Genomic DNA, 16080 nt, shown 5'->3' on the forward strand with positions numbered 1-16080 from the left:
GGTACACCTCCCTATTCCTCTGCTTATTTGATCCCCGAATGCGCCATCGTCGTGATCACTTTTCTTTGGAAGATCAAGAAGATTAGCAATGACGGTAAGAACATAATCAACGCTCCCGCCGCAGCAGCTCCTTGTCTAGCTACCGAGTTACTAAGGCCAGATGTTAATGTGCCCATATAAAACGGCAGTGTCTTCATGGAATCTTCCTGCATGAATAACGTTGAAGTCTCTATGTTCCCCCATGCCGATTGGAAAGCTAGGATCGAGATCGTAGCAATCGCAGGTGTAACAATTGGCATAACGATGCGCAAGAAAATGGTGAATTCTTTCGCACCGTCCATCTTTGCAGCTTCAAGCAGTTCGTTCGGTACTTGGTCCATAAACTGCTTCAATAGAAATACACCCACTGGCATAGCAACTAGAGGCAGTACATGCCCTAAATAAGTATTCATGATCCCTAAGCTTTGAATAACGATAAAGCGTGGAATCGCAATGGCTTCTGTCGCGAATAACAATGACAGCATGATTAATCCTAGTACAATCTTGGACCCTGGGAATGGGTGCTTGGATAACGGGTAAGCACACATCGCTCCTGTAATGACCATCGCAACGCTTGATAACAAGGTGACGACAATACTGTTAAATACATATCTGGATACCGGTACAATCGTGCTTGCTGTCATGGCAAACAGTTCCGAGAAGTTCCCTGTTGTTGGCTCCCTAACAATAAATGTGGGTGGGAACATGAACAACTCATGTAATGGCTTAAAAGCATGATTGAACAAATACACGAGTGGAAGGAGCATGAAAATGGCAAGCGGCAACAAACAGATGGCAATCCATATTTGTGCTCGATCGATCAATCTCAGAGCTAATACGAAATCGCTCCATTTTATCTTTAATTTCCGCTGCATGGCAGTCATCCGTGCCTCTTGCATTATTCATCCTCCTTCGGTGCAAATAAATAACCGAAAAATCTACTTAACACGTAACACATCAGAAGAACGACGATAGAAATCGCACTCGCATATCCGAGCTCAAACCGTATAAATCCATAATCATTAATATGGTCAATTAATAACTGTCCCGCATAGTTCGGGGTCGGGTTCGTACCCGATAATTGAACACCAATACCACCGGATTTAATCGTATGAACAATTGCCATTATGGCCGCAAACATCATCTGCGGCTTCATCATCGGTACCGTAATGTACCACACTTCCTGAAGTCGACTTGATATCCCGTCAATTCGTCCGGCCTCGTACAATTGTCGATCCACGTTAAGAATACCGGCCAAGATCGCCAAGAACCCGATACCCATGGATGACCAAATGGAGACCACAATCATAATGTTAAGCAAGTAGTCTTTATCGAGTAGGAATAAAACCGGCTTCTCAATAAGTCCCCACTTGAGCAAAAAGCTGTTAATGTAACCCGATCGGTCCCCGGTAAACATAACCGTCCAAACTACGGTCATCGCTATACCTGCGGATAACGATGGTGCATACATGGCAAGTGCATACCAAGTACGCATCGTATTAGGCAGCTGCGCGATTAACCAAGCTAACAAGAACGCAAGAATATATCCGACAGGCCCTACGAATACAGCAAATTTAAATGAGTTCGGTAATACATACTGCAAGAAAATAATGTCCTGTGAGAATAAGTTCTGGTAGTTAAGCCATCCACGCCATGAAGGGAAATCAAAGGCATTAAAATAGGTGAAGCTCAGCAGAATACCTGAAATAACAGGAATGAGTATGAATATGATGAACATCGCCATAAACGGTAAAATAAACAGGTAGGATAAGCGATATCTCCACATTTCTTTCATTAAAAAATTCATGCGTTCCGAAATGCCTGGTTTCGTCTTACCGAGCTTGGCTGGAGTTTCATTCATCTTTTTAGAAAGGGCTGTCGCATTATCTGTCATTCAGAATTGCTCCTTTCCAAGGTTCTGTAATTCGAATCAGATCCATCTTCTTCAATACGTTGCCATTCTCATCAACGTAATTAAATTCTTGTTGCTTACGCTTCATCTCTCGGTTAATTTCTTTAACCGCCTTCTCGAGCGCAATCCTAGGATTCATTTGATCGATAGCTGCATTGTTCCATGCAAAACCGAGTTCACGAGCTGTCATGTAACCTCCCGGTACATTCGGCCATTCTTGCATCCATTGCCATTGATCCAAGATCACACTAAGATCATCCTGCTTCCATGGCATGTTGGCGAAGGCACGAACGTTAGCGGAGTTCCAGCGGAAAGTCTCACCGCGATATTGCTCCAGATTCAGTCCGAATTCGGTCTGAATATCTTCGGACATATACCACTTCATGAAATCCCAAGCGATTTCACGTTTTTCTTCCGGTGTTTCGTTAAATAGAACGTTCGCTGTAGGGGCTCCCGCAGCAGCCCATCTTGTAATCGTACCGTCTTCCTGCTTCGTTCCCGGAATAGGAGCGATCGCCCACTCATTCATGATTTCCGGTGCTGCGACAAGTAGCTGCATGTATGTATTGAAATCTGAAATTCCGATAGGCATTGTTCCATCCCTAAACTGTTGATAGAAGCTGTTAACTTGACGTTCCATACCATACACATTGAACATTTCCGTCCATTCTTTGAACGACTCATAAGCTTTAGGTTCATTCAGTGCACTTGTCAGACCATCCTTGGAATACAGCTCCACATTGTTTTGGAAGAACAGATATGAGAAATTATCCGGTGGAATGTAGAAGTTGCTTTCGTTCTGCAATAACGTTGGCAGAATCTTGTATACATCTTCCCAAGTATCCGGAACCGATAAGCCAAGCTGATTCATAATATCCTTACGGTAGAACATGATGTTAAAGTTATTGGTCTCAGGTATCCCATACACACCACCGTCATAACGATACGGCTGCATAATGCCTGGATGGAATAGATCCATCATTTCATCCGAGTCCTCAAACTTCGTAAAGTCGTAGATCGCGTTACGTAGTGCATAATCAAAAATGGATGCACTCGGTACCCCAATCGCTATATCAGGCAAGATCCCCGCGGCTTTACCGAGAACAACCAAATCCGCTGATTGCACCAAGTTAATATTCACTTTAATGCCATGCTCTGGTGTAAAACGTTCATTGGCAAGCTGCTGTAGTTCATCTACATAATCGCGTCCTTTGAACATCCAGATGTTCAATTCATCTTCTGCATTCCGGTCTAGCTTGTTCTTGCTTGTGAACGAATAGAACAACGTAACAATTGAATTCCATAACTTTTCGAAGAAATTCGCTTCAATCTTAGGAAGCTTTGCATCGGGGACTGCTACATAAATCCGATCGATTTGCAGAGGGGAATTCATCAAATCCACACGCTGGGCCTCAATCTTCTCTTGCATCGTTCCAATGGTTAACTGACTGTACGGAATTTCATTCGGATCTTTCAATAAATCTTCTAGGTCCCGGGCGCTAGAGTTAAAAGATTGGGATACGTTGTCTCGTACCGTATTAATCGTGAGCATTCGCTCTGTAAGTTGGTTGAACTCATCCTTCAACACTTCCAGTCTCTTGGTCATGCCAGGAATATCTTTCTCGATATTCCATACACGATAAGCATCACTGCTATTTCCTGTAGCAATACGAAGCTCTCTAGACACATCGCGAAGCTCTTTAGACATCCGATCGATGTCAGCTATAGTGGAGATATACGGTTCGACCGTGGCTTCCATCCTGATGGAATGCTTTCCTTTGGTGAGATAGAAATCAAATGCTTCCCCATCCGTATTCCCAAGCGATACCTTCTTCCAATCGCTGCTATATGGGAATGGATAGTTCTTTAACTCAGTGAATGGAATGTCCCCATCAATGTAAATATTGCGAAATACAGTAGCGTTCTTACGTAAATTTTGTTTGACGCGAAAGGTTATGTTGTACAAGCCATCTTCAGGAACTTCAAAATCCCATGTGACCGCCTGACCTCCTTTGTTCCACCCCGATCCCCCGATCGTATTAAAGCGAACGAGATCAAGTGACTTCGGCTGCGATAAAGGACTACGATCATATTGTGTTTGAATGGAAGATGAGTTCTTCAGACTGAACTGTTCACCCTCAATGACAATCGGTTCCTTGTTCCCATTTGTATCAGTCGTCTTATACGTTTCTTTTACATCTTCATAATTAGCAATGGACTTGGGGGCTTGAAGACGGAACGATTTAAGTGCAACCGACTGCCGGATCGTCTCGATCCGAATCGTATTCTCCCCTTTGTTTAAATGCCACTGCAGTGGCATGCTGTAAGATCCTTCAGAATCACGAAAAGAAGTTGTTTTCCAACCCACTTCCTCATCGATTAGAGAGCGAAGCTGATTGCCTTCATCATCAAATTTCTCAGGTTTCACCTCGGAAAATCGACGCTCCAGCGATATGGAATGGGCCTCACGAAACGGATATTCTCCATTGATCTGGACACTCATGATCACGGACTGTCGTCCGAGCCCGTCTTTTGAAAGAAAGGGATGATAATCTGTCGCAAGCTCATAGAGCCCTTCTTGATCTACATCCACCTTGTATTCAACCCATCCCTTAGGCTGAGACCATAACAAAACATCATTTTCACCTTCATATGAGCCAACGGAGATGACAGCATCATCCGATTTCGCATGATAGCTCTTAGCGTCAATCTCAAGCTCCTTCGTTCCCATCGGTACTTTCTTCTGTTCCCATTCTTTCGAAATCGTATAGAAATAAGGCTCGTGACTTAGCAAATCTGGAGTAGATGTGCCCTCACTGCCTGGTTCTGCAGTCTTGGAATCACTCTGTGCGTTACCTGGCAACACCGGATTGCCTATAAGGGCTACGGATAAGATAACGAGCAATAATCGGTTAAGAAATTTACTTCTCTTTACCATTCGTATCCCTTCCTCACTTTGTTAATAGAATCCCTGTATCTTTATGGAAAAATAATGCCTTATTCATATCCACAGCCACAGCCGTTCTCATTCCATCATCAAAGTGATAGCGTGGGTGTGCACGAGCAACTAAATATTTCTCAAGTCCAATATTCATATGGTAATAACGGTCCGACCCAACAAACTCACTGAGTTCCATCGTTCCGTTAATAATTGATTTTGGATACGCTTCCAACATAATCTCTTCGAAACTAATGTTCTCAGGACGCATGCCAATAATGATTCCACGGTCAACAAGATTCAGTTGTCTGATCGTGTGTGCTTGCTTCTCTGTCAGCCTGAGACCGAACCGTTTCGTATGGAATTCAAGGAATCCATCACGCTCTTCGATCTTACCGTTCACAAAATTCATCGGAGGATTCCCTATAAAGTTAGCTACGAATAAATTGGCCGGTTCATTATAAATGACCTCCGGCGTATCGACCTGCTGAACAATACCTTTCTCCATGACCACAATTCGATCACCCATTGTCATCGCTTCGATCTGATCATGGGTAACATAAATCGTCGTGACACCAATCTTTTTGTGAAGACGAATAATCTCGGAACGCATTTGCACACGCAGCTTAGCATCGAGGTTGGAGAGTGGCTCATCCATAAGGAAGGCTTGTGGTGTACGAACGATCGCCCGGCCCAGTGCAACCCGCTGACGCTGACCACCAGATAGCTCTCTTGGCTTACGGTCCAAGAAATTCTCAATTTCGAGTACACGGGCAGCCCGTTTCACCGATGACTCAATTTCATGCTTCGGAAGCTTTCTCATTTGTAAACCAAAGGCAATATTTTCGTAGACAGACATATTCGGGTATAGCGCATAGTTTTGGAAGACCATCGATATATCTCGATCTTTAGGAGGCATATCATTCACAATTGTATCGCCAATGTAAATTTCGCCTTCTGAAATATCCTCTAATCCCGCGAGCATACGTAGGGTTGTTGACTTTCCACAACCTGAAGAACCTACAAAGACAAGAAATTCTTCATCCTCTACTTCGAGGTTGAAGTCCTTCACCGCATATTCTTTATATTTTCCGTAACGCTTGTGCACATGATTAAATATAATCCTCGACACTGGAATTTCCTCCTTTGCATGATCCCGCCATTTTCCCAAGCATTTTACCTTAATTTGTATCTTATCAACCTTTATGTGGGGGTAGTGTGAGGATGATGTGTGTTTCGTGTGAATATTGTCTTATCCCCTACCATTCGACAAAGGCCATTATAGATAGAGCAAGTCTGTCCTGGGTAGACAAACTTGCTCTTTGTTCAGCTTCATTCTTTAAGTACAAATACGCTATTGACCTTTGGCCATGGCATCCTTGATCTTCGCCTCAGACTCTTCCTGCAACACCCTTAGAAACTCTGGAATGTTCATATCTGACTCCGAGAATTTCATAAGACTTCCTGAAAGATCGACATATTTATCCCATTTGCTGATCGTTTTGGGAACAGCCGGCTCACGCGAGAAGTATGCATTAATATCCTTGCCGTCGTATACATCAAGCTCAGCACCAAACTCTTCGTATACCTTCCGATCAGTTAGTACAGGGCGGTCCCCAATTCGAGCTAACTTCGTCTGATGCTCTGGGGATACATACTCTGCGAGCACTTTAAAAGCCTCATCCTTATGCTCACTGTACTTATTAATAATGAAAGGATGGGAGAATGAAGGTGGTGCGATATTCGGTAATTCCGGCCATACCGGTACAGGTACGTTATGAAAATTCTTCGTCACTTCCGGATCTCCAACGCCCCATTTGATGTAACCTGGCCAAGACACAATCATCGCGACATTTTTATTTTGAAAAGAGTAATCTTTCCTCACTTCAGGATCACTACTGTAAATGCCAGGAATACTGTAGAACTTCTTCATCAACTCAAGGTATTTCGTCACTGCTGGTTCTTTTGTGATCAGCACTTCGCCTGTCTCTGGGTCTGTTAGATTCACATTTAATTGCTTTAAAGGTACAGTGGCTTCGGTTCCAGCAAATCCAGGACCCATCTCAAGTCCATGATACTGAATACCATCACGCTCTCCTGTCAATTTCTTCGCGAGATCAACCATATCATCCCATGTCAGATCGCCTGTTGGATAAGGTACTCCGAACAGATCAAATACCTCTTTGTTGTAATACATCGCGTAGTTGTCACTCGCTGTTGGCATTCCTAGTAACCTGCCCTCGGAGTCCACTAAACGCCAGTAAGCTATGATGGAAGGATCTATACCACTCAGATCAAATTGATGTTTCTCAATCAACTCGTCAAGCGGCTCAATCATATCCAGCTCCTGCAGCGCATCGATTCCCCAATTCGCATACATAACATCCGGAACGATTTGCTTGGCATTCAGCTCTTGCAATGGCTCTAACTGTGCCTGGGAGTCAACTAATTCAATCGTAATATTAGGGAGCTTCTCATCAATGTCCTTAAAAAGCTTATCGAACGCATCTTGACCCCATGGATACAAAATCTTGATCGTTGTAACCTCATCTGTTGATACGGTCTGCTCATCTTCCGTTTTCGCATCTGTGGAGGGTGTATCCGTAGACGGCGTATCCACGGACACCGAATCTGCTGTGTCTTCTTGCTTGCCACTATCATCTGTACTGCACCCTGATAGCAACATCGATATGGACAAAATAAACACGAACAGTAGGACTAATGCGCGGTTCAGCTTCATATAACGCTCCCCCTGTACATCCAAAATTTATTTTTTGGACTGCTCTTCCTTAATCTTAATTTCGGATTCTTCCTTCAACACACGCGTGAATTCAGCTACGTTCAAATCCGTAGTCGCGAACTTCTTAAGAGCTTCACCGATCGCAACATGTCGATCCCAAGGACTTTTACGTGCTGGCGGTTCTGCAAATGTATTCTGGAACATCGCAGTCACATTTTTATCGGTATAGGTTGGATCGTCTGCACCGAACAATGCCCCGTCCTCTTGGCTTAAGGATACGGAAGGAGTACCCATCCTCATCCGATATTGGATCTGGTATTCAGGAGAGATTACGTATGTTAATACCTGTAGCGCTGCTTCTTTCTGTTCACTGAAATCATTGATGATCCAAGGATGAGCGCCTGGTTTAGGAGCTAACCCCGGGCTATCTGCAAACGACGGAACGGGAAGTATATCCATACTTTTCTCATATTCAACTCTCTCTTCCACAGCTCCACCAAACCAAGTTAGGAATCCGTGCCAATTCACAACCATTGCAGCTGTTTTGCCTTCAAACTTATTCTCTTCTTCTGGATTATAGATGTTTGGTATACTGTAATATTTCTTAAGCACTTCCATCATCTTTGCAAATTTAGGATCTTTATCGAATAACACTTCACCCGTTTCTGGATCTGTATAATTCATCGATAATTGATTGAATAATGCTGTTGGCATAGCTCCTAAATCAAGACCACTGTACTGAACACCATCTTTCTTGACGGTCAACTGCTTTGCTAGGTCAATAAGCTCATCCCACGTCATGTTCTCAGATGGATAATTAACACCTAGTAGATCAAAAATTTCTTTGTTGTAGTACAGTGCGAGCACATCCCCGGCATCTGGAAGACCAATTAAGCGTCCTTCCTTATCACGGGAACGTAATTCCTGAAGAATCTGAGGGTTCACACCGCTTAGATCAACACCGTACTCCTGAATCATTTCATCCAGACCGAAGACCATCTCAAGTTCTTCAAATGGCGCCTGACCGGTGTAACCTAATACGATATCCGGAACAACACCTTGCGCACTTAATTCCTGCATATTCTCTGCCGTTCCATTCCAATCCACATGCTCAACCGTTATATGGGGAAATTTCTCTTGAATCGGGTCAATCATTCTCGGTGTGAAATAGTCGATACCCCAAGGCGTTGCTATTTTTAATGTTACGGGCTCATTGCTAAATTCTTTGGTAGGTACAACCGGCTCCTCTTCGGTGCCTTCCTCTGTATCTGTGCCTGTATCTGTACTATTATCCGTAACTTCAGGCGTACTCTCCGGTTCATTGGCGGTATTATCCGAACTACTGCAAGCGGTTACAAATATGGTGAACATAAGACATATAATCATGAACACGTTCCAAATTTTTCTGTTTTTCAGCACAATTAATTCCCCCTCACTTGAAATAATGGATCATGGAGTATTGCTCCCCCCATCCACAACCAGGATGAGAAGAACACTACCACCTAACTCTTACCTACAGGTTGATGCTCTGGTTGTTCTGATATGACGGTTCCATCACTAAGATGAAGCCAGGTATCGAACGATCTAACCCCCTCTTGTAATTGAATGACTCTCGCTCCTGTTGGAATCTCCTTGCCCCACAAGATATAACTTGAAGACCTGCCATAACAAAGCTTTATCCCGTGCAGATCACCAAAATAATCATTCCCATGGTCGTGTCCAACGAAAGTACCCATCACATCTCCCATCTCAAGCATCGCCGTAAAAAGGCCGCTGTTCACACGCGGAGCGGTAACCCCTTCACGTTTTTCCCCGTAACAGATTTTCGTGTCCCAGACCTCATCATATTCCGGAAGGGGAATGTGAAAGAAAGCCAGAGACGGAAGCGATACCCCCTCATTATTCTCAGTACATTTCTTTGATTGTGTGACATACCATTCAATCTGGTCATGATGGATCCACTCATATCCACCCACATGCCCAAGCGTTGAATAACTGCCACTATCCATAAAATAAAGTGCTGCGCTAGCCTTCTCTTCACGGCTCATCACCTTCAAGACAAAGTTGCCTGAACCGCTAAGAGTCTCTTCTATCGGCTTCGCAACACAATACTCGTGGCTTAATTGAACATCCATTAATTGATTCCGTGTTATGCCTGCCTCAGAATCATGGTTGCCAAAAACAGCTGCCCATGGAATCTTGAATTGTTCCGCTACGGACACCACATCTCGAAAAGTCTGCTCTGGATCTACACAACGTAAACTCCCAATAACATCACCGGTGAACACAATCAGATCAGGTTGTTCAGCACGAATGACATCCCGCATCATCTTCCCGGTCTTCTCATTAAATCCGTGATCATCATCTAAGTATTCGGTATCGGTGAACTGTACAATTTTGAAAAAGCCATCCTTATTGAACCTCAATTGTTTATTCGGAAGCATAGGTTTCCCCCACATAATAGATCCCCATCTCACGGATAGAAGGCACACCTTCACTATCAATTATTTCTAACTGTACACCCCGAGCTTTTATCACGGGAATACGGATAATCGCTTTATGGCCAATGTTCCTACCTTCGTACACTGTAATGGACCGTGCTGTTTTGGCAGTCGTAACATGAATTCGGAAGCTGCGAACATGCTCTCCGTTCGTTAAATCCTCTTGAAGGACGATATGATCGATTAAATGCGGTTTCTCAGCCACATAAGACCATCCTGTATTATTCGGTGAACACTGCTCAATGGTTGCGATCGGATTGTTGAATCTTCTGCAGATCTCCTTACCCATCGCTTGCAGCTGAGCTGTATCTTTTGCTGGTAATAGGCCTTCTCGATCCGGTCCAATATTTAATAACAGGTTCGCACCTCGGCCTACCGAGGAATAATACAGACCCATCAGTTCATCCAGACTCTTGACGGTGTGCTCGTCACTATCGCTATAGAACCAATTCGCCCGCATCTGAACATCACATTCTGCAGGTAACCATATCTGTTCACCTAATGCATCCTTCTGCTCTGTTAATATTGAGAACTCGGTTGCATCGGTTACATTCCAACAAGGAATAGGTGCCACCCCATCTTCATTGCCTACCCACCTGAAATCTGGATCGCCCATATTAAAGATCAATATATTCGGCTGCAATCGGCGGATTTCTCCGATAATTCTTGGCCAGTCATATTCATGATCCTCAGATCCACATCCATCAAACCACAATATATCAATATCCCCATAGTCCCCAAGCAGCTCTGTAATCTGATTCACGAAGTAATCATCATAAGCTTTGGCATCCTGGTTATAGAAATCTGCTGAGCCATCGAATGGAGAATAATACAAACCTGGTCTTACATCGTACTTGCGGCAAGCATCAACGAACTCCTGAACAACATCTCCTGCTCCTTCTTTCCATGGTGATTGTGCCACAGTGAACGAACTGTACTTCGATGGCCAATTAGAGAAACCATCATGATGTTTAGCTGTTAAGACAGCGTACTCCATCCCTGCTTCTTTGGCTGTTCGAATCCACTGCTCACAATCTAGCTGAACGGGGTTGAATTCTGAAGTTGACATTGCTCGTTTATCAAAATCAACATACCCCTCATAAAATGTACGTAGACCAAAATGCAAGAACAGCCCGAATTCCCAGCCCTGATACTCTGTTTGTCTAAGGGTTGGTTTAATCATTGAATTGGTTATCACATAGAGCCCCCCTCTCAATTTTTCTTATCGTAACAATTCTGTTGTGAAGCTGGTGTGAAGATCCTGCGTATTTCATGTGATGATCTACATCGCAAACAAGCAGTAAGGATGCATGTCCTTACTGCTTGTTAATAGAGTTAATGATGTTAATATGTAGTTCTCTTTATTCCATACTCCCATGCAACCGCTTGACCTGACACATCTGCTGCATAAATGCAATTTGGATTGCACTCAGAACTACTGCACAAATCGGAATCGCAACAATAATAGCTGCCGGACTCCACAAACGGTGAATGACCAAGCTAATGATCGCCGAGCTGACCATCATCGCAATAACAATACCTGTGGTATTAAAGCTCGATGCTTTAAAATAACGTCTACTCTGACGAAAAGCTGCATCAACATTCAATTGATCTACCACAATACAGTTTTCTACATAAATAAAGAGGATTCGAAGAATCACAAATACAACAAGAGAAAGAAACAAACCAATAAAGCCTAAAAATGCTGCTAGCATTGTCGTCATTGCGGTTTTGGCAGCGGTTATGATCATGAACAAGAAGATAAAGCGTACCCAGTTTCTCTTACCATCTTTCATAAATTGACCAATTGAAATGGGACTGCCCTCCACAACATTACGCACAGAGGCTATATATCCCCCTTGAGCAAAAGCCATCAGTAGTAGCATAATTAGCACAGGAATCCATGCTCTTACCGATACCGTATCCCCCATGAACTGCATTTGATTAACAAACTGCGGTATATTACTCACATAACTGACGGACGGAATTCCCATCTCCAGAATGAGACGCATGGATGTGGAAGGGGCGCCAATAAATCCGATAATCATAAGTCCAATAGCGAATGATAGCGCATCCAAAACAATCGGATAAATAAGGAGTAATGGATTTTTGAATAGCAAGCGGAATATTTTTTTCATTATGAAGTAAAACCTCCGTCACAACTAGTAATTAGAATACTGGCTTACCATCATTTCATTTTTTGGTAGGCGCGCTTCTGGAATATCAATTCGAAACATCGAACCATGACCAAGTTTACTTTCAGCATGAATGGTGCCCCCATGAGCCTCGATAAGTGCTTTCGCTATACTTAATCCAACTCCAATACCACCTGTATCTCTTGAACGGGCCTTATCCGCCCGATAAAAGCGGTTAAAGATTAATGGTAAGTCCTGCTCCGAAATTCCGATTCCATTATCTCTACAATAAATGGTGATCATATCCTTATAGTCGATCGTTACCCCTATATCAATCGTCCCTCCAACCGGCGTGTATTTGATTGCATTAGAAATAATATTCGTCATGATCTGGACAAAACGGTCCGAATCTACTTCAACAGGACAAGGTATGTAAACCGTATGTAAATTAAAAGTAATATCTTTGGCTTTCGCTAGAAAGATTAAGTTCTCATAGACGTCCTTAACTAGATTACGTATATCGATAAATTCAATATCTAGCTGGAATTTAGCCCCTTCTGCTTCTGATAACTTCTCTACATCATCTACCAGACGGCATAGCCGATCAATCTCAGCATAAATACGATTCAAATTTTCTTCGTTCGCTGGATAAATACCGTCGATAAGCGCTTCCATTCTAGATAACATCGAAGTTAGTGGTGTGCGCAGCTCATGTGTTAAGTCTTGCATCGATTGCTCACGCCAGTGTTCTTGCCCATTCAAATCTTTTACAAGCTTATTCATAGAAACAATGAGTCGTCTTAACTCTTCTGTACCGGTCTCCGGTATTAAAGTCTCCCTATGTCCTCCGGCAATTCGCTTTGCCTGAAGGCTGCTTACTCGAAGCGGCTTTGATAATCTCTTGGACAGAGAATAGCAAATAAAAGCGGCTAAACAGAGTAGAATAATGGCAGCAGCACCGCTACCTTTCCATGTCGTAGACGAGAAGAGTGACAATGTTGGTGTATTATAATCGTCATTAAGATCAACCGTAGCATCCAGAACCCCTATAAGCCGACCATCGATATAAACCGGACTGCTCGCTGTGTAAGGCCTCTCGAGTTTCTTACCCTCAGGCCATGAATCATACAAAATGGTTTTATGGTCAGCATCATAATAGCGCACGTCCATGGAGTACACACTGACTACCTGCTTCAACCACTCTATCATCTCGCTTGTTAGGCCACCCGGTTCAAGATTCGTACGTAATGCAAAAGCAATCTTCTGTGTTTGATCCTTGGCGAATGTCATCTTATAGTTTTCTAATGAACGATCAGTGGTGAATTTGAATAAGAAATAGGCCACCGAGATGAAGATCACGAACGTCCCAACAAAGGTAATAAAAAGAACATAATGCGTCTGTCGAAATCTATGCTTCAAGCCCATTAGTAGTCCTCATCCGGATGAAATGTAAATTTATACCCTGCACCAATTTTAGTTACAATATAGACTGGATTTTTATGATCCTCTTCAATTTTTTTGCGAATATTCTTAATGTGGGTATCTGTTGTTCTTCCATCTCCGATATCACGATAGCCTTGAACTTCATAAGATAAATCTTGCCTGCTATACAGTTTATTAGGGCTTTTGAGCAAGACGCTGAGCAGCTTAAATTCAGTAACCGTTAAGTTTACGAGCTTTCCATTCAGATAAACTTCTTTGGATTCAAAATTGATTACCAGTCGCCCTTTATTAAATCGCATCACCGTTCGACTATTAACAGAGAGCATATTCATTCTTCGCTCCAGCGCACGAATTCGAGCGATGACTTCCTTCATCCGGAATGGCTTCGTAATATAGTCATCCGCACCTAGATTAAGACCATTGATCGTATCGATTTCACGAGCTTTGGATGTAATCATAATGATCGGCATGCTTGAAGATTGCCTCACTTTTCGGCACACTTCTTCCCCCGGTATGCCATGAATCATCAAATCCAGAATCAACAAATCAATTTTAAAGTTATGAATTTTTTGCAGAGCATCATTACCATCTTCTGAGGTGTATACCGTCCAACCTTCATTCATTAAGTATGATTGTAATATGTTACATATCGATTCATCATCCTCAACGATTAGAATGTTCATGGTATTTTCCCTCCCCTCCCATAATTTAGTATATTCAATATCCATTTATTCTATCATCTAACAGCCTCACCGCAAACAGGGAGAATGCATAAAAAGAAGCAAGCCTGTCAAAGACAAGCTTGCTTCTCTCTATTTATCATCAATTGGTATATTCATTCATTGATTTCCGTATTACTTCTTGCTTTCTTTTTCCTTTAAGATTGCAGCGTACTCCTCCGTCATTTTACGCAGGAATGTATTCACATCTTCCTTACCTCTCAGCTTAACAAACTCTGCAGTTTTATCACTAATGATATTCGCTTCATAGTAGAAAATATCAGGGCCAAACGGTGAGAATACTGGTTTTGCTGGTTCTCCTTTATAGGCAGCATCAATATTATACACCCCTACAAAGTCTTTACCTGCTAAGTATTGACGCACTTCTGGATCTTTAATAACCGGTGGGGCTCCACCGATCGCTAGATTCATCTGGTTCTCGTCAGAAACGGCAAACTCTAACACTTGGAATGCCTCTTTAATATGTTCACTGTTCGGATTAATGGCTAATGTTAGCGGAATATTGTTCGGCAATACGCCCGGAAGATCACTCCAGCTTGGGTATGCAGACATACCAAAGTTCAAGCCCTCCGTATTAGCGTACAATGCAGCGGCGTTAACAAAAGATAAGACCATTCCCACATTACCTTTATCGAAGCCAAAGTTCTCTTTCTCTTCTTCTGCTGGAACATTATCTGGGATACTAACAACGCGCTGGATTAGACTAAAATATTTTGCGAAAGCAGGGTCCTTATCGAACATGATCTCTCCAGTTTCAGGATTCGTACCTGGCGTAGATAACTGAAGCATAGACTGCGATAGCCCGTTCGTAGCCAACCCTACATACTTTCCGTCACCATGCTTTCCTGCAATCTTTGCAGCTTTATCGAGCACTTCTTCCCATGTTGGGGTTTCACTTGGGTATTCAACACCCAAATTATCAAAAATATCTTTGTTATAATATAAATTTACGATGACGTCTTCAAAAGGTAAACCGAGTAACCGGCCTTGCTGTTCGGGATCACGCAGTCGAACAGCGTCTATTGCACCATCACGGAATTTGGTCAGATCCAGATTGCTTTCCGCGATTAGAGTATCTAGTGGATACGTCATTTCCAAATCATGTAATGTCACGAACGGGTCTGTTACGAGCATGATGTCCGGCGAGTTATTGGCAGCATTCGCTTCCTGGATCTTCTCAGCCGATGCGAATGCACCGATATGTTCAATTTTAATATTCGGATATTTCGCCTCTAACGCATCTGCAAGTCGAGACTTCACTTCATTCTCGCCCCATGGTGTCATGAATTTAATCGTTACTTGTTCAGTGGAAGGGGTGGTTCCTTCATCGGTTGGCTTCTCATCTGATCCTGATCCTACTTCATTACCATTTGAACTTCCGCATGCAGAGAGTAAAAGTGAAACAAGGAACGTAGAAATAAGTAACATAAACCGAGTCTTTCTAAAGTTTCTCATAAATGTGCCCCCTCTTTTCATTTGTAAGCCCTTACACTTGATCCTACTGAAGATTGAATATACTTAACTAGCGTACAGACTCCTCCTTTTGCTCATTCAAATGAATTAATTAGATATAATGTATCAAATAATTTATATTTTGGTGTGAATATCCAGTGAGCTTCATGTGTGTTTCGT

At 42.8% G+C, this 16080-nt stretch carries 12 protein-coding genes; all 12 read right to left on the reverse strand.

The window, feature by feature from the left end; genetic code table 11:
- Window positions 1-23: 23 nt before the first annotated feature.
- The 12 genes from AC3WJJ_RS16855 to AC3WJJ_RS16910 all read right to left on the reverse strand — a co-directional run bounded on the left by AC3WJJ_RS16855 (window position 24) and on the right by AC3WJJ_RS16910 (window position 15903).
- Window positions 24-938 carry a carbohydrate ABC transporter permease gene (locus AC3WJJ_RS16855; protein WP_422659529.1) on the reverse strand — a complete coding sequence of 305 codons (915 nt, stop codon included), beginning with the start codon at window positions 936-938 and terminating at the stop codon, window positions 24-26.
- Entirely contained in the window at window positions 938-1933 is a 996-nt protein-coding gene (locus tag AC3WJJ_RS16860; protein WP_492542466.1) for a carbohydrate ABC transporter permease, read from the reverse strand. Before AC3WJJ_RS16860 ends, AC3WJJ_RS16855 begins: the two co-directional genes overlap by 1 nt.
- Window positions 1923-4889: an extracellular solute-binding protein gene (locus tag AC3WJJ_RS16865; protein ID WP_492542468.1), complete on the reverse strand. Its 2967-nt coding sequence runs from the start codon at window positions 4887-4889 to the stop codon at window positions 1923-1925. The genes AC3WJJ_RS16860 and AC3WJJ_RS16865 overlap by 11 nt, the downstream gene beginning before the upstream one ends.
- A 13-nt stretch (window positions 4890-4902) precedes the next feature.
- Window positions 4903-6021 (reverse strand): ABC transporter ATP-binding protein, encoded by a 1119-nt coding sequence (locus AC3WJJ_RS16870; RefSeq protein ID WP_422659526.1) that lies wholly within the window; start codon window positions 6019-6021, stop codon window positions 4903-4905.
- 222 nt (window positions 6022-6243) lie between these two features.
- Window positions 6244-7629 (reverse strand): ABC transporter substrate-binding protein, encoded by a 1386-nt coding sequence (locus AC3WJJ_RS16875; RefSeq protein WP_492542471.1) that lies wholly within the window; start codon window positions 7627-7629, stop codon window positions 6244-6246.
- A gap of 27 nt (window positions 7630-7656) precedes the next feature.
- Complete coding sequence (locus AC3WJJ_RS16880) at window positions 7657-9048, reverse strand: ABC transporter substrate-binding protein (RefSeq protein ID WP_492542473.1); 1392 nt, start codon at window positions 9046-9048, stop codon at window positions 7657-7659.
- Window positions 9049-9131: 83 nt separating this feature from the next.
- Entirely contained in the window at window positions 9132-10073 is a 942-nt protein-coding gene (locus AC3WJJ_RS16885) for a metallophosphoesterase family protein (protein WP_492542475.1), read from the reverse strand.
- Window positions 10060-11328: an alpha-L-fucosidase gene (locus AC3WJJ_RS16890; RefSeq protein WP_492542477.1), complete on the reverse strand. Its 1269-nt coding sequence runs from the start codon at window positions 11326-11328 to the stop codon at window positions 10060-10062. Before AC3WJJ_RS16890 ends, AC3WJJ_RS16885 begins: the two co-directional genes overlap by 14 nt.
- A 163-nt stretch (window positions 11329-11491) precedes the next feature.
- The gene (locus AC3WJJ_RS16895; RefSeq protein ID WP_492542479.1) at window positions 11492-12268 is read right to left on the reverse strand and encodes a hypothetical protein; all 777 of its coding nucleotides are present in this window, start codon (window positions 12266-12268) and stop codon (window positions 11492-11494) included.
- A gap of 24 nt (window positions 12269-12292) precedes the next feature.
- Complete coding sequence (locus tag AC3WJJ_RS16900) at window positions 12293-13690, reverse strand: sensor histidine kinase (protein WP_492542481.1); 1398 nt, start codon at window positions 13688-13690, stop codon at window positions 12293-12295.
- Window positions 13690-14391, reverse strand: a complete 702-nt coding sequence (locus tag AC3WJJ_RS16905) for a response regulator transcription factor (RefSeq protein WP_422659519.1) — start codon at window positions 14389-14391, stop codon at window positions 13690-13692. Before AC3WJJ_RS16905 ends, AC3WJJ_RS16900 begins: the two co-directional genes overlap by 1 nt.
- A gap of 171 nt (window positions 14392-14562) precedes the next feature.
- On the reverse strand, window positions 14563-15903 hold the full coding sequence (locus AC3WJJ_RS16910; protein ID WP_492542483.1) for an ABC transporter substrate-binding protein: 1341 nt from the start codon (window positions 15901-15903) through the stop codon (window positions 14563-14565).
- Window positions 15904-16080 lie beyond the last annotated feature (177 nt).

The organism is Paenibacillus sp. FW507-14B1B (assembly GCF_058781425.1).